This window comes from Streptomyces virginiae (genome assembly GCF_041432505.1).
GTDB classification, from domain to species: Bacteria; Actinomycetota; Actinomycetes; order Streptomycetales; family Streptomycetaceae; genus Streptomyces; species Streptomyces virginiae_A.
Window position 1 is genome coordinate 6655137 of record NZ_CP107871.1, and the last position, 18177, is coordinate 6673313.

At 74.8% G+C, this 18177-nt stretch carries 14 protein-coding genes and 1 tRNA gene; 5 read left to right on the forward strand and 10 right to left on the reverse strand.

The annotated features are described in order from the left end of the window. Nucleotides 1–33 precede the first annotated feature (33 nt). Both OG624_RS30875 and OG624_RS30880 read left to right on the forward strand, forming a co-directional pair. Entirely contained in the window at nt 34–1515 is a 1482-nt protein-coding gene (locus tag OG624_RS30875) for a hypothetical protein (RefSeq protein WP_051763026.1), read from the forward strand. Nucleotides 1516–1540: 25 nt separating this feature from the next. Beyond that, nucleotides 1541–1867 carry a hypothetical protein gene (locus tag OG624_RS30880; protein WP_033217754.1) on the forward strand — a complete coding sequence of 109 codons (327 nt, stop codon included), beginning with the start codon at nt 1541–1543 and terminating at the stop codon, nt 1865–1867. Between the two features lie 47 nt (nt 1868–1914). On the opposite strand, the gene OG624_RS30885 is transcribed toward OG624_RS30880, so the two are convergent. From OG624_RS30885 to OG624_RS30920, 8 genes are read right to left on the reverse strand one after another with little or no spacing between them, the layout of a single operon-like run. Beyond that, complete coding sequence (locus OG624_RS30885) at nt 1915–3246, reverse strand: protein kinase domain-containing protein (RefSeq protein WP_033217756.1); 1332 nt, start codon at nt 3244–3246, stop codon at nt 1915–1917. Continuing rightward, complete coding sequence (locus tag OG624_RS30890; RefSeq protein WP_063734040.1) at nt 3243–4196, reverse strand: PP2C family serine/threonine-protein phosphatase; 954 nt, start codon at nt 4194–4196, stop codon at nt 3243–3245. Before OG624_RS30890 ends, OG624_RS30885 begins: the two co-directional genes overlap by 4 nt. Next, the gene (locus tag OG624_RS30895) at nt 4190–4852 is read right to left on the reverse strand and encodes a vWA domain-containing protein (RefSeq protein ID WP_033217758.1); all 663 of its coding nucleotides are present in this window, start codon (nt 4850–4852) and stop codon (nt 4190–4192) included. Before OG624_RS30895 ends, OG624_RS30890 begins: the two co-directional genes overlap by 7 nt. 36 nt (nt 4853–4888) lie before the next feature. After that, a complete protein-coding gene (locus OG624_RS30900) occupies nt 4889–5017 on the reverse strand; it encodes a hypothetical protein (protein ID WP_266353724.1) in 129 nt (42 codons plus the stop codon). Continuing rightward, on the reverse strand, nt 5014–6714 hold the full coding sequence (locus OG624_RS30905) for a TRAFAC clade GTPase domain-containing protein (protein WP_078909143.1): 1701 nt from the start codon (nt 6712–6714) through the stop codon (nt 5014–5016). Before OG624_RS30905 ends, OG624_RS30900 begins: the two co-directional genes overlap by 4 nt. 1 nt (nt 6715) lies before the next feature. Beyond that, on the reverse strand, nt 6716–9160 hold the full coding sequence (locus OG624_RS30910) for a GTPase-associated protein 1-related protein (RefSeq protein WP_033217760.1): 2445 nt from the start codon (nt 9158–9160) through the stop codon (nt 6716–6718). Further along, nucleotides 9157–10449, reverse strand: a complete 1293-nt coding sequence (locus OG624_RS30915; RefSeq protein ID WP_051763027.1) for a TRAFAC clade GTPase domain-containing protein — start codon at nt 10447–10449, stop codon at nt 9157–9159. Before OG624_RS30915 ends, OG624_RS30910 begins: the two co-directional genes overlap by 4 nt. Nucleotide 10450: 1 nt before the next feature. Then, nucleotides 10451–12820 (reverse strand): hypothetical protein, encoded by a 2370-nt coding sequence (locus OG624_RS30920; RefSeq protein ID WP_033217762.1) that lies wholly within the window; start codon nt 12818–12820, stop codon nt 10451–10453. Nucleotides 12821–13005: 185 nt separating this feature from the next. Between OG624_RS30920 and OG624_RS30925 the strand changes: the two genes are divergently transcribed. Then, nucleotides 13006–15066 carry a phosphocholine-specific phospholipase C gene (locus OG624_RS30925; RefSeq protein WP_033217764.1) on the forward strand — a complete coding sequence of 687 codons (2061 nt, stop codon included), beginning with the start codon at nt 13006–13008 and terminating at the stop codon, nt 15064–15066. Here the strand turns inward: OG624_RS30925 and OG624_RS30930 are convergent. Continuing rightward, nucleotides 15053–15790 carry a hypothetical protein gene (locus OG624_RS30930; RefSeq protein WP_158711783.1) on the reverse strand — a complete coding sequence of 246 codons (738 nt, stop codon included), beginning with the start codon at nt 15788–15790 and terminating at the stop codon, nt 15053–15055. The two genes, OG624_RS30925 and OG624_RS30930, sit on opposite strands and share 14 nt — an antisense overlap. 71 nt (nt 15791–15861) lie before the next feature. On the opposite strand from OG624_RS30930, the gene OG624_RS30935 reads away from it, so the two are divergent. Beyond that, nucleotides 15862–16617 carry an alpha/beta fold hydrolase gene (locus OG624_RS30935; RefSeq protein ID WP_033217768.1) on the forward strand — a complete coding sequence of 252 codons (756 nt, stop codon included), beginning with the start codon at nt 15862–15864 and terminating at the stop codon, nt 16615–16617. Nucleotides 16618–16693: 76 nt separating this feature from the next. On the opposite strand, the gene OG624_RS30940 is transcribed toward OG624_RS30935, so the two are convergent. Then, nucleotides 16694–16766, reverse strand: a tRNA-His gene (locus OG624_RS30940). A 286-nt stretch (nt 16767–17052) separates the two neighbouring features. On the opposite strand from OG624_RS30940, the gene OG624_RS30945 reads away from it, so the two are divergent. Continuing rightward, nucleotides 17053–18177: an aminopeptidase P family protein gene (locus OG624_RS30945; protein WP_033217770.1), complete on the forward strand. Its 1125-nt coding sequence runs from the start codon at nt 17053–17055 to the stop codon at nt 18175–18177.

Below are 18177 nucleotides of genomic sequence, written 5' to 3' on the forward strand. Positions count from 1 at the left end.
GGTGAGACCACAGGCCAAGGGGGAGGGTGGGACATGGCAGCACGCCGATTACCGGTGCTGGCGCAGTATCGGGACGACGCGGTGACCCGGCTGCTGTGCGCGGGCGCACACCTCGACGAGCACTTCGCCCGTCAGGTGGACGTGGATCTCACCGAGGACCGGTTGCGTGCCACCGGACCCTCCCTCGGCATCGACCTGGTGGCCCTGGCCCGCCACGCGCGGGCCTCCGTACGCCGGACGGACCTGCGCGACCGGCGCCTCGCCGGGCTCTGCGCCGTCGGCGTGTGGGTGGCGGTACCGGCCGCGCTGTACGGGCTGGTCGCGGGGCTGCCCGCGCTCGCCCTCGGAGCCGCCGCCGCGCTCGTCCTCACGTACGCGACCGCCTGGACGCTGGTCCGGCGCACCGAGCACGAGGCCCGTACGGCGGCGCTCGGCGTCGAGCACGGCACCGACGGGCCGGGGGACCTCGCCCCCGCGGTGGAGGCGGAGGCGGAGGACCGGCTGCTGGAGCAGGAGCGGGCCAACGTCGTCCCGTACACGGCGAGCGCCGAGCGCACCAGTCCGTTCGTCGGCAGCGGCTCGAAGATCAAGGAGATGGTCTGGCAGCCCATCGACGTGAGCCGACCCGCCGAAGACCCGGTCGGTGGCGGCAAACTGACCATCAAGCCCTTCGACGCCGTCGACCTGCACAGCTTCGTCGCCCGCGAGATGGAGCACATCGCCGGACTCAAGGGCCTGCGGGCCGGCAACCGGCTCTACGTGATAGGAGATCACGTCTCCTACGTCGGGCCCGACCTGCTCCCCGACGCGCAGCGCCGCCCGCGCGCCCGGATCCCCAAGCAACTGGTGCAGGCCGGGGTCGTACAGCCGGGCGCCGGCATGCGCACCTACCTCAGCCTGGAACGGACCGGCGAGGGCGGCCGCGTCATCGTCTCCATGCACCTACGGGCCAGGCTCCAACACCCCAGCCTCACCTGGGAGGTGGCGGCGTACGGGATCCCGCCGCTCCAGGCACGCTTCTACCGGGTCCACACACTGCCCCAGGGCGGCTGGGAGCACTGGTGGAGCCTGACCTCCTTCGCCACCGCCACCACCGGATCGGCGCTGCTCGGCGCCGTCGGACGGCTGGTCCGGCGGGCCTCGGCCCGGAGCGAGCGGGCCAGGTCGCTGGAGCGGACGCGCCGCGAGATCGACCGACGGCACCTGCGCTTCGACTACGGAGCCGTGGACAGCCTCCGCGAGCGGGTCGCCGACTGGCGGCAGCTGGGCTTCTCCGAGCGGACGGACTCCCAGGACTTCCTCCAGCGGCTGCAGCAGGGCGTGCTGATCGCGACCGAACGGTTCCTGAAGGACCACAACGTCGACACCAGCTCCTACGACCAGGCGCAGCAGGTGATCAACACCCACACCTACACCTTCCAGGGCGACATCCACGCCAGCAACATCGGCGCCCACGGCACCGTCAACCAGGCCGGTCAGGCCCACGGCTCGGGGAACCCGGCCGGGCAACCCTGAGCGAGCGAGCACGAGGAGCACACGCGTGAGCACCTACAACTTCCACGGGAACGTCTCCGGTCCCAACAACATCGGGGACCACGGCACCATCAACATCGGGCAGCAGGACACGGCCGCGCAGACCCTGCGCCTCGCCGCCGAACTCGCCCTATGGCTCCGGGCGGAGGGGGCGTCGCAGGACCGGCTCGACGCGGCCCAGGCCCTGCGCGGCGAGCTCGACCGGGCCGGGCAGGAGGGCCGCGCCGCCGAACCGGGCCTGATCCGGCGGTCGCTGGAGACCATCACGCTCGGGCTGGGCGCGGGAAGCACCGGTCTCGCCCTCGCCCAGGAACTCGGCCGCCTCCTGGGCTGACGCGCCGCACCCGGCCGGGCCGGCTCACCCCGCCCGACCGGGCCGGCTCACCTCGCCCGTACGACCGCCCGCGCGCCGCCGAAGTCCAGCTCCAGCCCCGAACGCAGCGGCACGGTCTGCCCGGGGGCGATCTCCTGCGTGCTGCCGTCCGCTCGCGTGCCCGTCCACGCCGACCCCGAACGGTTGGCCAGCCCGAACTTGCCCGGCCGCTGCGGATGCTCGGTCAGCTGCGCCACCAGCGTGCCGTCGCCGTAGTCGTGCCGGGCCGGCTCCGGCGCCAGGTGGTGCGCCTGCACCCGTGAGGAACGGTGCAACAGGATGTGGTGCTCGGTGCGCGGCGGGGGCGTGGTCAACACCAGCCGGGGCGGCAGCACCAGCGCGTTCCCACAGCTCCAGCAGGTGCCCGGGGACGCGGACCGCGGCTCCGTCATGTTCTGCTTGCCGCAGTGGGCGCAGTCCACGACCGCGTCGAGGACCGCCCGGAGCGCGTCACGCCACTGCGACTCCCGCACCCGGCCGGCCGGGTCGTGCAGGCCCCGCGTGAAGTTCCTGGTGAACAGGTCGCGCAGGGTGTCGGGCACCACCGCCCAGGTCGCCAGGACCGTGGCGTGCTCCACGGGATCGGGGGCGTTGGAACGGTCCAGCGGGTCGAAGAGGAACAGCGGGTCCTTCCCGTACAGCTTGCGCTCGGCGGCCTCGTCGAAACAGCGGATCGCCAACTCGCGCCGGCCCATCAGCGGATGGTGGTTCATCAGCAGCATGAACAGCAGCACCGACAGGGAGTGCAGATCGCTCTGCGTGCCGGGGGAGACCCCGGGCTCGCCGCGCACCAGCTCGGGCGCCATGAACGCCATGGTCCCCGAGATGCCCGTGCTGTCGCCCTCGACCACCGCGTTGTCGTTGTCGCAGACCAGCACCTCGCCGGTGGTCGGGTCGAAGAGCAGGTTCCCCCACGAGATGTCCCGGTAGGCGATCCCGCGCGAGTGCAGCGCCTGGTACGCCTCGACCGTGTACAGGCAGGCGGTGAGCAGGGCGCGGACCGTGGTCCGCAGCTTGCGGCGGAAGAGCAACGGCAGGCCCTTGAACCGGTCCGGGCGGATGTCCATCAGATAGCCGAAGCCGCCGCGGCCGTCGCCCACGAAGTCCCGGGGCCACAGGAAGCGGTCGTCGTCGAAGCCCCGGTCCACCAGCTGGCGGACGATGTCCTCCTGCTCCCGTGTCGCGCAGGCCGGGTAGTACCACTTGAGGGCCTGGTCGCCGGCCGCGGTGCGTACCCGGTAGACCTCCCCCTGGCCGCCGGCGCCGAGCAGGTCGAAGACCTCCACACCCAGGCCGCTGTCGGCCGTCAGCCGGGTACCGCTGTCGAGCATCCCGCTCATTCGTCACTCCTGTACGGGTCGGTCATGTCGGCCGGATCGGCCGGATCGGCGGCGTCCCCGCCGGCGGGCGGCACACCGCCCGGTTCGGTCAGGGCCGTCGCGGTGTGCCAGGCCGCCACCAGCGTGGTGTCGTCCCCCGAGTGCTGCGAGGCCTTGGTCAGCCACTGGGGCAGGACGGCCCGGACGCACTGCGGACCCTCCGCCGACAGCCGGTCGTCGAGTCCCGCCATGAACTGCCGGAAGCCGCTGTCCGAGGCGAAGCTCTTGGACAGCCCGTCGGTGGAGAGCGACACCAGCCGCGGCGCCCGCCCCGGGGCCGTCACCGGCGCCCAGTGCGTACGCACCCGCAGCCAGGCCTGCGGGGAGCACAGGGACTCCGTCTCGTCGCCCAGATCCGCCTCGTCCGGCGCGAGCGGTACGGTCACCTGCCCGTCGTCGGTCACCACGGCCAGCTCCCCGTCGCCGAGCTGCCAGGCCGCGAAGACCCGGGGGGTCAGCACGGCGCCGACGAGCGTGCTCCCGTACAGCACCAGCTTGTCCGTCGGGGACAGCCCGGGCTCGCCGTGCGAGCTGCTGCGCTCCCAGTGGCCGAGCGCCGTCTCCTGCCAGGCGCTGACCAGCTGGCGCGGCAGCGTGTACTGGGCGTAGTTCATCAACCAGGCCAGGCTGGGCGGCCGCGTCCCGCCCCGGGGCTCGGCGAGCGCGGCGAACTGCCGGGCCTGCTGGACGAACAGGTCCACGGCGAACCGGGACCCGAGATGACTGCGCGCGTGCACCGCCGATCCGTGGCCGTCGGCCACCGCCATGATCAGGGGCTGCGCGGCGGTGCCGAGGCCCTCCGCGTCGTGGTGGTCCTGGTTGCGCGCCTTGTTCACGCCCTGGACGCTGCCCTGGAGCGTGTCCCAGAGCGGCAGCGGCCCGTGGGTCATCCGCAGGGGCGCGCTCACCACACGTCGTCATCGTCGTCGGCGAGCACGGGCGGGGCGTACGGCGGCTGCTTCACGGTCGCGTCCCCGAAGCCCGCCACCGGCTGGGAGGCCGCCTTCACCGCGGCCGTCGAGGCCCAGCGGATCGCCGCCGCCAGCTGCTTGGGGCTGTTCGCGTCCAGCGGCTGGAGCTCGGGATTGCCCAGGAACTCCTGGAGCACGTCGCGGTCGGCGTCCGCGCCGATCGCGATGGCCACGCGGACCGCCTTGCGGCCCCACGGGGTCGCGTCCACCGCCCGCAGCCCCGCCTTCCAGTCGTCGGTCGGCACCCCGTCCGAGACCAGCGCCAGCACCGGCTTCAACGCCCGCTGCGGCATCGGCGGGGTGTCCAGTTCGCGCGCCGCGAGCTGGAGGGCCTCACCGAGATTGGTCATCCCGTCCACCTGGACGTCCTGCCAGGTGAACTGCTCCACCGGCACCGGGTCCTTGTGGTGCCAGCGGGCCGTCGTGGAGAACGTCATCGTGCGCAGCAGCAGTTGCGCCGCCGGATTGTCCTGCGCGACGGAGAGCATCTCCGGGATCGCTTCTCTGATCGCGTAGTTGAGCTGGCCGATCTTCTCGCCCTGCATCGAGTACGAGCAGTCGATCAGCCAGATGAAATGGACGGGCCGGTTCGCCATCGGCCCGCCGGGGATGTCACTCACCGCGTGTCTCCTTCAACTTCCGGTCCATTGCGGGATGTACCGCACCAGCGCCGCCACCGCGGCGGCCGCCGTCATCACGACCGCCGACACGAACAGGGCCGCCATCATCCGCCGGCCCCGAGTGATCTGCGGTGTCATCATGGGGTGTTGCTCCTTTCCTCGCCGTGCCCGACCTGCGCGTCCCGCGCGCCTTCCGTGTCCGGCCGGGGCCGCGGGACCGGGTGGGCCCGGGTGTCCGCCCCGACGGGTGCGTCCGGCCGCTCGCGCCGGTCCCGGACGAGCCCTCCGACGCGCAGTCCGGTCCGGGCCAGCAGCCACAGCACCGGCTCCGCCGCCCGCCGCCGCTCGCTGTCCAGGGCGCCGGCCCCGGTCGCGGCGCGGGCGCTGACCACCCAGTACCGGGCCGCCGCGAAGTCGTGGCCGAGGGCCCGGACCAGCTCGTCCAGCCCGATCTCGGCCAGCCACTCCTCCACCGGTTCCGTCGGCCGCGGCAGCGAGTCCAGCCGGTCCAACGCGTCCCGCTTGGTCACCACCGTGGCCACGGGCAGGCGCCCGCGACGGCCACCGAGCCCCTGCAGCTCGCCGGTGAACCCCGCGTACGTCTCCACCGGCCCGAGGTCGGCCGGCCGGGCGGCCTCCGCCCGCTCCGTGTCGCCCGCGTGCAGGGCACGGCGTACGACCGGCGCGGCGAGCACATCGGTCACCAGCAGGACCCCGTCGGCGTGCGCGAGGTAGTCCTGGCCACGGGTCGTGTCCGCGTCCCGGAAGGACTCGCCCATCGGGTCGTACAGGTAGAGCAACCGGCGCCGGCGGCCGTGCCCGACCAGCAGCATCAGGGCGCGCGGCTGCCCGCCCTGGGTCTTGAGGGTCCACCCGGTCCCGTTCAGCTGCTGCCCCAGGGTGTTGGCCTCGCGGAGGTCGTCGGGGGAGGCGTACTCCACCGTCAGCCGGGAATCGTGCGACCAGGACCGCAGACCGTCGAGCATGGCCGCCAGCAGCATGGTCTTCCCGGCGGAGGTGCCCCCGATCAGCGGCAGGTGCACGACCCGGGTGGTGCCGACGGCCGGCGGCAGGCCGCGGTCGCAGTGCGGGCACCGGGCGGAGAGCCCCCGCCGCCCGGTCATCAGGGTGCTCGGCAGGGCCTTGCCGCAGCGGCAGACGTGCCGCAGCGCCCCGAAGGCGCCCGGCCGTAGCTCGCGGTGGGCGGCGCCGCAGCCCGGGCACAGGTGCACGGCCAGCGGGAACGGCCGGTAGCAGCCGGGGTAGGGGCACTTCATCCGGATGCCCAGGGCCAGCTTCCACAGCCGCTCCGCCGCCCGCCCCGCCAGGGTGGCGGCCAGGGCGGCCAGCGCCACCAGGGCGATCTCCACGGCGAAGAACAAGGCGACACCGGCCAGCAGGACCGAGGCGAGCAGCGCCGACAGCAGCGCGGCCAGCGCCGTACCGGGAGCCAACAGGCGCAGCAGCAGCCGGCCGAAGGCGTTGTCGACGAGCTCGCCGGTCTGCCCGTGCCGGCCGCGCAGCAGCCGGCGGCGCACCACCAGGCCCAGCCAGTGCCGGGTCAGCAGGTACCAGACGGTCAGCGCGGCGGCCTGCCCGGCGAACCGGGCGTCCCGCCACATCTGCCCGGCCCAGTACGCGGGCCGCGCCGGCTCGGGACCGGTGTACGGGATGATCCGCGGGTCGCCGCCGCCCGGCGGCCGCGTTCGGAAGGCGGCCCAGGCGGCCGACAGGGCCAGCGCCAGGAACCGCCACAGCCCGTACCCGAGGCACACGGCGACCCCGACCACCCCGGTGAGGGCACCGAGGATCCGCGCGATCAGCTCCGGATCCGTCACGTCAGACCCCGTCCCCGCCGGCCGTGCCGCTGCCGCCGGCGGAGCCGGAGCGGCGCCCCGCGAAGCGTTCGCGCAGCCGGCCGAAGGCGCCCGGCCGCTGCCAGGCGCGGAACTCGTCCGCCCAGCGCCCGCCCAGGTGGGCCAGCGACTTCTCCACCTCGGCCAGTTCGGCCGGTGTGAGGCTCCGTACGGCCGGCCGCAGCACCCCGTCGAGGAGATCCGTACGCGTCTCCTGCCAGGCCGGGCCGGCCTGCGGCTGGGAGGACCACACCGTGAAGCAGTCCGCCGCGTGGTCCGGATCCAGCCGCAGCCGGTCACGGACCGCCGGTGTGCGCGCCTGCGCCCGATAGGCGGCCAGCAGCTCCGCGTCGTTGCTCTCGATCAGCGCCCGCAGCTCGCTGTCCGGGCGGTCCCCGGCCAGCAGCCGCGCGCACAGGGCCGCGTACGCGCTCCGAAGGGGTCCCGGCTCCGGATCCAGCGACCGCAGGTCCAACACCTGGCGCACCCAGCCCCCGCCCGCCGGGCCCGACCGCAGGTTCCGGGCGAGCTCCAGCAGCAGCAGCGACGGCCGCAGCCGGGCCGGGATCTCCTCCTGGAACTGCCCGAGGAGTTCCGGAGCCAGCTCCGCCGCCTCGGCGTCCCCGGCCGGGGCCCCCACGGCCGCCCGCACGAGCAGCTCCCAGGTCCCGGCCTCCCGGTGGACCTGCGCCCCGGCCGCCATCAGCACCAGCCCCGCCTCACCCGCACCCGGCGGCTCCCCGTCCCACACCAGCCGCATCGCGGTCCGCAGCACCAGCGGCTCCGCGTACAGCGAGACGCCCGAACCGGCCAGCAGCGCGTTCAACGCCCCGACCCGGTCCGCGGCGGCCCCCGCGGGCGCCGCCGCGGCCTCGGCGCACATCCGCAGGTGCGGCCGCGCGTCGGCCGCGGTCGGCCGCAGCGCGGTGCGCTCGAACAGCCGCCGTCCGGCGGCCGGATCACCCGCGGCCAGCGAATCCAGCCGGTCGAGCACGAGGGCCCGCAGCACGGGCAGTTCGGCCAGCGCGGCCCGCACCCCCGCCCCGTACGTCCCCTCCGGATCGGCGAGCAGCGCGAGCGCCAACTGCCGTGCGACACCGGGCAGCAGGTCGCTCACGTCCACCCCGAGCACCGAGGCCACCCGCAACAGCCCGGCGGGATGCCCCGGTTCGGCGGCGGGGCCGTCCAGGGCCGCCCGCAGGCCCGGTTCCAGCTCCGTCGCGAGCCGGCCGCGCACGGCCGCGCCCAGGGCGCCCGCGGTGGGCAGGTCCGCGGGCGGCGCGCCGGTCCGTACCGCCTCGGTCAGGGTCAGGGCCACCAGCGGCTCGCACACCGCGGGCGGGGCCCAGCCGTCCAGGGCGGCCAGCAGCCGCCCGGCCGCGGCGACCTCCGCCGGGTCCCGGTCCTCGGCCGGTCGGCCCAGCGCCAGGGCCAGCGTGTGCAGCCGTACGTGGTCCAGCGCGTCCCGGTGCCCGGCGACCCAGTCGGCGGCCGCGGTCCGGCCGGGGGAGGGCAGGGGGATGTCCGCGGCCAGGGCGAGCGCGGCCAGCGGGCCCGCGTCGTAGGGCCCGGCGGCCAGCCGCCGCACCTCGGCGACCAGATCCTGACGCTGCCCCTGCCAGACCCGCGCGGCGGTCTGAGCCCACACGTCCGGCTCCAGGGCGGCGGGGGCGGTGGACCGGGTGGTGTCGTAGACCCGGTAGCGGTGCTCCTGCCCGGCGAGGCCCGGCCCGTCCTCGGGCATCACCCCGACGATCTGCTGCCGGGCGAGCTGCGGTCGCCGGGTGTAGGTGGTGAAGGTGAGCCACTGCCCCCGCTGGTGCGGCAGCACACTGCACGCGAGCATGATCCAGCGGGCCACGGCCTCGCTGTCCGCCTCCACGAGCACGATCTGCGGGGCGTCCGGGTCCTCCCCGAGCCGGCGCACGTCGGAGAAGAAGCCGGCCAGCCAGGGGCCGCGGGCGGCGACGAAGGCGGCGAGCGCGGCCCGGTCGAGGCGGCCCGGCGCGGGCACCGCCGCGAGTACCGGAGCGCCGTCCTGCGGGGTCGCGGTGGCCCACTGCGGTGAGCCCCAGGCGGTGATCGGCAGCTCGCCCACGGCCGGACCGGAACCGGCGGGCTGCGGCAGGTGCACCGCGTGGGCGTGGAAGTTGCCCCAGCGGCCGCTGTAGTCCGCACCCGTGTACACCGAGCGCGCCAGCAGCCGGCTGCCGTCCGCCAGCACGTTCAGACTGAGCGCCTGCGGGAAGGCGGCCAGCTCCCGCGGCCCGGGGCGCGACGGTGCGTCCCGGGGCGGCTCGTAGCCGATCAGCTGCTCCGCCTCGCGCAGCAGCGCGGCCGGCACCCCGGGGCTGACGGCGGTGAACCGGAAACCGGAGCCGTCGGGACCGGGCGGCGCCGAGGTGTAGTGCAGTTGCGCGAGATTCATGAGTTCCCCTCGGAGCCGGTACGGCCGGCCGCGCCGGCGGTGCGACCGGGGCCGGCGGCGCCACCGGTACGCGGCAGCAGCCCGCCCAGCCCCAGCAGCCACAGCAGCGGATCCTCCACGCGCAGCGGCCGCGGCCCCGACTTCGGGGCGTCGGCCGGCGCGTCCGCCGGCGGCGCCGAGCCGAGCGCCGACAGCCCGAACAGCGACAGCTGGGCGAAGTCCCGCTCCAACTGCCGCAGCAGCGCCCCCGAATCCCAGCCGTCGAGGAGCGTGCGCAGCTCCTCGTGCACCGCCCGCCGGTCCATCTCGTCCAGCGCGCCGGCGCCGTGGTCGGCATTGCGCAGCAGCGGCGAGTGCGGCTCCAGCAGCGGCGCCAGCGAGTCCGTCTTGGTCACGGCCACCGCCACCGGGGTGGTGACCCGGCCGCGCGAGGAACCCCGACCGTGGGCCCGCAGCTGTGCGGCGAGGTCGGCGGCGATCTGCTGCGGCGGCGTCTCGATGACGGGTAGCGGCGGCCCCTCGTCCACCGGCAGCCGGTCGCGGACCGCCCGCATCTGCAGCGGGTCCACGAGCAGGATGATCCCGTCGGCGGCGGCCAGGTAGTGCGTGTAGCGGTCCATCGCCTCGGCGTCGGCGAGGTCCTCGCCCGCCGCGTCGAAGAACACCAGCGCGGTGTGCCGGCTGCCGTCCCCGCGCAGCCGGCGCCGCAGCGGCAGGCTCAGCCGGTACAGCAGCGGGTCGTTGAAGCCGAGGGCCGCCGGTCGGGTGGCCTGCGGCAGCCGCAGCCGGTCGTAGAGATCCTCGGCCAGCTCGCGGTCGCGGCGCTGGGTCTCGCCGCCCATCGCGGTCACCGAGGCTCCGTACGCCCGGCCCACCCTGCCGCGCAGCTCGTTGAGCAGGACCGAGACGTAGGTGCTCTTGCCGGAGGCCTTGGGGCCGAGCAGGGCGATGATCCGGGTGTCCTGGTCGCAGTAGTCGCTCGGGAAGTCGCTGTGGCAGCGCCGGCAGACCCGTACCGGGGTGGACCCGCCGCAGGCGGGGCAGTCCGCGCGCGATCCGCCCCCGTACGGGGGCAGGTGCCGCCCGAGGCCGCGCGCGGCGGCGAAGACCGGGCCACGCATCTTCAGCGCGGGCGGCACGCTCGGCCCCATGAAGTCGGCCCATATGGTGTCGAGTTCGGCCGCGCAGGGCGTGGCCCCGCGCACCCCCGTCGGGGACATCTGGCAGCGGTAGGGCAGCCGGGCCGCCGGGGACCGGTCGAAGCAGTAGGGGCAGACGACGGAGGTCATGTCAGCGGATCACCAAGGTGGGGAGAGGGGGCTCTTCGAGCCGGACGGAGGCGGCTGAGCCGCCGAGGAGAAAACCGCGGAGGGCGTACGGGCGGCCGGGTGCGACCGCGGTGTCGATCGGGCGCTCCACCGTGCCCGTGCCCGTCCCGGTGCCCGCGGCCGCGGCCGCGAGTTCGGCCCCGGTCACCCGGCACACGGTCGGGCCGTCGGCCGGGCCGCTCGGGCGCCGTGGATCGCGGCCGCCGTCGCCCCGGGCCACGAGGACGAAGCCGGGGAGGTCGGGGAGGTCGGGTCCGGGTGCGCCACCCGGCGCCCGTACGGTTACGCGCAGGACGGCGGGCCCGCGGCGCAGTCCGCGCCGGGCGCCGGGCACCAGCTCGTAGGAGACGGCCACGTCGGCGGGGAGTTCGGCCCGCGCGTCGGCGCCGGGGGAGGCGAGCACGGAACGGGCGCTGCGCGGTGCGGCGTGGACCTCGACGGACAACGCGGCCGGGGTGACCGGCAGGCGCAGGCCCTCGCGCAGGAACACGCTCCGCGCCACGGCGAGTTCGGTGCGCCGGCCGTCCTGGGTGACGGCGGCGGTGACGGTGCCGGCGGCGCCGGGCCAGTCGAAACCGACCTCGACCACGTCGGGCGCGGCCCGCCGCAGGACGAGGCCGGTCACCGGCAGGGGAGCCTCGACCAGGACGGAGGGTCCGGCCACGGCCCGCGCGCCCAGCACGGACACGGCGGACACGACGGTCTGCGATCCCGGGGGCGGGTGCCCGACACAGGCCGGGCCACCCGTGCCGGGCAGGCCCGCACCAGGGACGCTCGTGCCGGCGACGCTCGTGGCCGGGTCGTCCGTGGCCGCGTCCGTCCATCCGGGGCCGGCCCAGTCCAGCGGCGGCGGCAGTTCGGCCGCCGTCAGTTCGGCCCGCTCGGCGGGGGTCGTGCCGGGCCACCGCACCAGCCGCACCTCGGCCCCGTCGCCGCCGGTCCGACGGAACTCCACCCCGCCCGCCTCCCGGGGCAGGGCCGTCAGGGTGAGCACGGGCTCCGGCCAGGCGTGCACGGTGACCGGGACGGTCACGGGCGCGGACAGCGCGCCCCGTTCGGCGCCGCCCTTCGGCGCGTACCGGGCCCGCACCACCCACGCGTACCGCCCAGGCGTCGGTCCCTCCACGCGCAAGGTCTCGCGCGAGCCCGCCCGCGCCACCGGCGGCACCGGGACGGGCCCCCGCGGCCCGGTCAGCGTCACCTCGCAGTGGACCGCGTCCGGCGGCGCGGTCCACGACGCCCCGATCCACCCGTTGCCGTCGACGGCGGTCACCGCGGTCACCGCCGGGGCGACCGACAGCGGGGCCGCGATCAACGGCGGCCCGTCGACGGTGCCGTCGGCCCGCAGCGGCAGCGCCACATGGCGGATCTCCTCGCCGATCCCGGCGCCGGCGTCGACGAGCACGCCGCCGACCGGCCGCCCCGGCACCTCGGCGAGCGGGGCGCCGGCCGGCGCCCCGCGGGTGAGCCGCACCACCCGCCAACGCGTGTCCCCGAAGTCTTCTGCCGGCCACCGCAGTTCGACACCGCCGGGGACGAGGACGGACACCGGCGGGCCGGGGTCCCCGGGCTCGGGCCGGTAGGTGCGGACCAGCCCGCGCACCGCGCGCGGGCAGTCGCCCGCCAGCGCCGCGGCCTCCTCGTAGTGCAGGCAGGCCCGCCCCGGATGCCCCTGCTCCTCGGCCCGCCGGGCCACCGCGAGCACGGTGTCGGCGGCGGCCGTCCGGGCGGCCAGCTCGGCGAGGAGGGCCGCCAGCGGCCGGTCCTCGCCCGCGGGCGGCAGCAGGGCGGCCCGGCGCGCCGCGGAGCGGATCCGGTGTTCCAGTACGTCGTCGCGCAGGGATTCGGCGGCGGCCCGTTGTTCCTGGTCCAGCCGGGCCCGCCGGGCGGCCGCCTGGACCAGGGCGGCGGCCTCGGCCCGGTCCACTCCGAAGCCGGCCGCGGTGGCGGGCAGCTCCCCCTGGGGATGGTCCTGGAGCAGGTGGGTGAGTTGGTACAGCAGGATCCGGCGCAGGGCGGCGGGATCCGCGTCCTGGATCGCGGCCAGCCGCGCCAGCAGCCAGGCCGCGGCCGGCTCCGGCCGGTCCCGGCGCAGCGACCGCAGAACCTCGGGGCCCACGTGCCGGCGCCGACCGGGCCCGGTGACGGCGAAGATCCCGTCGAGGAGCCGTAGGCGGCCGCCGGGCGGGGTCAGTAACTCGCCCAAGTGGCGTAATCCGAGGGTCTGTTGCGCGGAGAGGAGTTCCCCGTACCCTCCCACGAGCGGCGACAGCGGCAGGCCGGAGAGCGCACGGGGCAGCCCGATGGCATGCCCGAAATCGGTCCCGGCCATCCGTTCTGCGCCCCCCGTGCAGTGTGTGGGAGGTCATTTCAGCAGATACGCAGGTCGTTCGGGAGCTCTTTTCGTTCTCCAGGTGTACGGCGCAGTGTCACGAAGTGATCTCCGGCCGGTACCCCGGGACCGCTGTCCTTGGGGCGCCCCTCGACTCCCCCCTCACCCGCAGAGGTCGTCACCCCATGGCAGAACTCAACCGTCGCAGGTTCCTGCAGATCGCCGGTGGCGCCGCCGCCCTCACGATGCTGAACGACAGCATCGCGCGGGCCGCCGCCATCTCGGCGCAGGGCACCACCGGAACGATCCAGGACATCGAGCACATCGTGGTCCTGATGCAGGAGAACCGGTCCTTCGACCACTACTTCGGCGCGATGAAGGGTGTCCGGGGCTTCGGTGACCCGCGTCCGGTCGTCCAGGACAACGGAAAGTCGGTCTTCCACCAGTCGAACGGTACGAAGGACATCCTGCCCTTCAACCCGCAGATCCAGGACCTCGGCATGCAGTTCCTGGAGGGGCTCAACCACGACTGGGCGGGCGGCCACCAGGCGTACAACAACGGCAAGTACGACAAGTGGGTCCCGGCCAAGACGGCCACGACCATGTCGTACATGACCCGGAACGACATTCCGTTCCACTACGCCCTCGCCGACGCCTTCACGGTGTGCGACGCCTACCACTGCTCCTTCATCGGAGCCACGGACCCGAACCGCTACTACATGTGGACGGGCCACACCGGCAACGACGGGACCGGCGGCGGGCCGGTCCTCGGCAACCAGGAGGCCGGTTACGGCTGGAAGACCTACCCCGAGCGGCTGGAGTCCGCCGGGGTCTCGTGGAAGGTCTACCAGGACATCGGCGACGGCTTGAACGCCGCCGGTTCCTGGGGCTGGATCAACGACGCCTTCCGCGGCAACTACGGCGACAACTCGCTGCTGTACTTCAACAACTACCGCAACGCCCAGCCCGGCAGCGCCCTGTACGAGAAGGCCCGCACGGGCACGAACGTCAAGGCGGGCGACGGCTACTTCGACCGGTTGCGCGCGGACGTCGTGGGCGGCACGCTGCCCCAGGTGTCCTGGATCGCCGCCCCCGAGGCGTTCAGCGAGCACTCGAACTGGCCGACGAACTTCGGCGCCTGGTACATCTCGCAGGTCCTGGACGCGCTGACCGCGAACCCGGCGGTCTGGGCGAAGACCGCCCTGTTCATCACCTACGACGAGAACGACGGCTTCTTCGACCACGTGGTCCCGCCGTACCCGCCGGCCTCCTCCGCCTGGGGCCTGTCCACGGCCGACGTGTCGAAGGACCTCTACGCCGGTGGCGGCGGCTACGCGGCCGGACCGTACGGGCTCGGCCCCCGCGTCCCGATGATCGTGGTCTCCCCCTGGAGCAAGGGCGGCTACGTCTGCTCCGAGACCTTCGACCACACCTCGGTCATCCGGTTCATGGAGAAGCGTTTCGGCGTGCAGGAGCCCAACATCTCCCCGTGGCGCCGCGCCGTCTGCGGGGACCTGACCTCGGCCTTCGACTTCACCCGGGCCGATGCCGCGCCCGCCGCGCTCCCGTCCACGGCCGGGTACGTGCCGCCGGACAAGGACCGCCACCCCTCCTACCACCCGACCCCGCCGGCCACCGGCACCCTGCCCCGGCAGGAGGCCGGTGCCAAGCCGACCCGCGCGCTCGGCTACAGCCCCTACGTGGACGGTGCCCGCACCACCTCCACCGGCAAGTTCACCCTCACCTTCGCCTCCGGACCGACCCTGGGCGCCCACTTCCACAGCACCTCGGGCAACCGCACGGACGGCCCCTGGCCCTACACGGTCGAGGCGGGCAAGACGCTGTCGGACACCTGGTCCACCAGCAGCTCCACCGGCAACCAGATCAACCTCACGGTGTGGGGTCCGAACGGCTTCCTGCGCACCTGGAAGGGCCCGGCGAAGAAGGCCGGTCCCGAGGTCACGGCCCGCCACCTGGCGGCCACCGGCAACCTGGCCCTGACCCTGACCAACTCCGGGACGGCGGCCGTCAATCTCACGGTGACCAACACCTACGGCGGCGCCGCCCGGATCCTGCGGGTGGCGGCCGGTGCGACGGTCTCCCACACGGTGGACCTCGCCGCCTCGGGCCGCTGGTACGACGTGCAGGTGGTCTCCGACGCCGACGCCACCTTCCTGCGCCGGTTCGCCGGGCATGTGGAGACCGGCGCCCCGGGCGTCTCGGACCCGGCGATCAAGACCGTCTGATCCGGTCCTCCGGTGCGCGCAGCAGCCGCCGTTCCAGGACCGGGAGGTCCCCGGGACGGTGGCTGCGGGCGTGCCGCAGCAGGAGGTCCCGCGCGGTGTCGGGCACCCGGCGCCGCTTCGGGTGCCGGGTGGTGAACTCCTCGCTCGCGAAGAACCGCACGGCCCCCTCCAGCCCGGTGCGGTCCGTCTCCCGCACCGCCCAGGCGAGTTCCTCCGTCGGCCTCCCGGCCAGCAGCCGGACGGGGGCCCGGTCCGCGAGGAGCCACGCCGCGTCGCGCGGTTCCTCCCGTACGGCGCCCAGCCAGCCGAACACCACGGCCGCCGGCACCCCGGACGGGGGTGCGGGCACGGTGCCGCGGGCCAGGTCGGCGGCGTACGCGCGCAGTCCCGCCGGGGCGGCGGCCGCCCACCGGTCCCGGTGCCGGGCCGGGAGCCCGGCGGGGTCCAGCGGATCGAACAGGGGCCGGAGCGGACCGGTCGGCGTGGCGGACCTGATGCGCTCACCGCCGGACTCGTACAGCGAGACCCCGCCGCCCCCGTGGCACATGCAGGCGAAGTCGTCGTGCGGCTCGTCCTGCGGCCACAGGGCGAGCACCTCCGCGATCTCGGCCCGGTCGAGGACCTCGTACGTGTCCGGATGGTGGGGGTGGGGGTGGTGCGGGCGGTCGGCGGCGATCGGGGAGGCCGTGACGGCGATGCGCACCGTGCGCGATGTCGGCTTCACGGTGTGAGCGTAGACCCGGTGGGCAGAACGTACGGGTCCGTTTCGTCGCCCCCGTCACCGAGGGAGAACGCATGGCCATCGCCCACCGCAGGATCGGCACCGGACCCGTCCGCGTCATCGTGCTGCACGACTGGTTCGGCACCTCCGCGAACTGGGGTTCCGTCCTGGACCACCTGGACCCCGAGGGCTTCAGTTACGTCTTCCTCGACTACCGCGGCTACGGCGACCGCCGCGACGTCCCCGGCCGCCACACGCTGGCCGAGATCGCCGACGACGTCCTCGAACTCGCCGACCAGCTCGGCTGGGACACCTTCTCCCTCCTCGGCCACTCCATGGGCGGCAAGGCGGTCCAGCAGGTCCTCGTCCGCGCCCCCGAGCGGGTGGAGAAGCTGATCGGGCTCGCCCCGGTCCCGGCCGCGCCGTACCTGATGGACGACGCCACCCACGCCCTCTTCCACGGCGCCGCCACCGACCCCGAGAAGCGCCGCGTCATCCTCGACCTGGTCACCGGCAACCGCGTGAGCCGCCACTGGCTCGACCGGATGGTCGCCCACTCCGTCGCCGTCTCCCGCCCCGAGGCCTTCGCCGGCTACTTCGCGAGCTGGCAGCCGCTGGACCTGTCCGCCGCCGTGAAGGGCAACACCGTCCCGGTGCTCGTCCTCGTCGGGGAGTACGACCTCGCGATCACCCCGGATGTGATGCGGGACACCTGGCAGGCCTCGTACCCGGACTGTCGCGTCGTGACGGTCCCGGGCTCCGGCCACTACCCGGCGCACGAGACCCCCGTGGCCTTCGTCACCGAGGTGGAGGCCTTCCTCCGGATCTAGCGACCCGGCCGGACCGGCCGGGCACACGAATAATCCCGTGGGGTACGAGGAATCTCGTACCCCACGGGATCGACAGGGTGAGTGACGGGACTTGAACCCGCGGCCACCTGGACCACAACCAGGTGCTCTACCAACTGAGCTACACCCACCACGAAGGGCGGCGGACCGCCCGTTCGATGTGCAAGCACAGCATAGCCGATCAGAGGGGTGGTCCCGCGACGCGATATCGGCCTCCGGCCCGGACGACAGGGTGCGTGCCGCGCCGTCGCCGCAGGCCCCGGGGCGGGGAGCCTGACGGACCGAGCGGCCCGCCGCGGATGCCTTCGGCGCCGGCGGGCGTGGCACCGCCGCGCGTGCCGCACGGCGCGGCCCCCGCCGGGAGCCGACCGGCGTGGCCGCTGCCCTCGCCGCACGGCTCACGGCAGGATCACCCGTATGACACGTGAACCCGCACCTTTCACGGCCGATGACTACGCCGCCCGGATGGCCGCCGCCGCCCAGACCGCAGCCGACGCGGGACTCGCCGGCCTGCTGATCTCCCCCGGCCCCGACCTCACGCACCTCACGGGCTACCGGCCCACCGCCGAGACCGAGCGGCTGACCCTGCTCGTGCTGGCCGCCGGGCAGGACCCGGTGCTCGTCGTGCCCGCGCTGGAGGCCCCCGACGCGGCGCGGGCCCCGGGCGCCACCGCGCTGACCCTGCGGGACTGGGCCGACGGGAAGGACCCGTACGCCGTCACCGCCCCGCTGCTGGACTTCCGCGGCCGCTTCGGGGTGAGCGACAACACCTGGGCCCTGCACCTGCTGGGCCTGCAGCGGGAACTGCCGAACAGCTCCTACGCGCCGCTCACCGACTGCCTGCCCATGCTCCGCGCCGTCAAGGACGAGCGGGAGCTGGAGCGCCTCGCCGCCGCGGCGGCCGCTGCCGACGCCGCCTACGCGCAGGTCCTCCACCTCCCCTTCGCCGACCGCCGGGAGAGCGACGTCGCCGCCGACCTGGCCGGCCTGCTGCGCGCCCACGGCCACTCGCAGGTCGACTTCACGGTCGTCGGCTCCGGCCCGAACGGGGCGAACCCGCACCACGAGGCCGGCGACCGCGTGATCCGCCGCGGCGACATGGTGGTCCTCGACTTCGGCGGCCTGCGGTACGGCTACGGCTCCGACATCTCCCGCACCGTGCACGTCGGCGAGCCCACCGCCGAGGAGCAGCGGGTCCACGACATCGTCCGCGAGGCCCAGCAGGCCGGCGTGGCCGCGGTCCGGCCGGGCGTCTCCTGCCAGGAGATCGACCGGGCAGCCCGCGCGGTGATCACCGAGTTCGGCTACGGGGACCGCTTCATCCACCGCACCGGGCACGGCATCGGCGTCACCACCCATGAGCCCCCGTACATGGTCGAGGGCGAGGAGCAGCCGCTGGTCCCCGGCATGTGCTTCTCCGTGGAGCCGGGCATCTACCTGCCGGGCCGGTTCGGGGTCCGCATCGAGGACATCGTGACCGTCACCGAGGACGGCGGGCGCCGCCTCAACGACGCCCCGCGCGAGCTGGCCGTCGTGGAGTGA

What these genes read in the sequence shown, in the direction of transcription:
- OG624_RS30875 (WP_051763026.1), top strand. Translation starts at nt 34, where the DNA reads ATGGCAGCACGCCGATTACCGGTGCTGGCGCAGTATCGGGACGACGCG.
- OG624_RS30885 (WP_033217756.1), bottom strand. Translation starts at nt 3,246, where the DNA reads ATGAGCGGGATGCTCGACAGCGGTACCCGGCTGACGGCCGACAGCGGC.
- OG624_RS30895 (WP_033217758.1), bottom strand. Translation starts at nt 4,852, where the DNA reads ATGGCGAACCGGCCCGTCCATTTCATCTGGCTGATCGACTGCTCGTAC.
- OG624_RS30900 (WP_266353724.1), bottom strand. Translation starts at nt 5,017, where the DNA reads ATGATGACACCGCAGATCACTCGGGGCCGGCGGATGATGGCGGCCCTG.
- OG624_RS30910 (WP_033217760.1), bottom strand. Translation starts at nt 9,160, where the DNA reads ATGAATCTCGCGCAACTGCACTACACCTCGGCGCCGCCCGGTCCCGAC.
- OG624_RS30915 (WP_051763027.1), bottom strand. Translation starts at nt 10,449, where the DNA reads ATGACCTCCGTCGTCTGCCCCTACTGCTTCGACCGGTCCCCGGCGGCC.
- OG624_RS30920 (WP_033217762.1), bottom strand. Translation starts at nt 12,820, where the DNA reads ATGGCCGGGACCGATTTCGGGCATGCCATCGGGCTGCCCCGTGCGCTC.
- OG624_RS30925 (WP_033217764.1), top strand. Translation starts at nt 13,006, where the DNA reads ATGGCAGAACTCAACCGTCGCAGGTTCCTGCAGATCGCCGGTGGCGCC.
- OG624_RS30935 (WP_033217768.1), top strand. Translation starts at nt 15,862, where the DNA reads ATGGCCATCGCCCACCGCAGGATCGGCACCGGACCCGTCCGCGTCATC.
- OG624_RS30945 (WP_033217770.1), top strand. Translation starts at nt 17,053, where the DNA reads ATGACACGTGAACCCGCACCTTTCACGGCCGATGACTACGCCGCCCGG.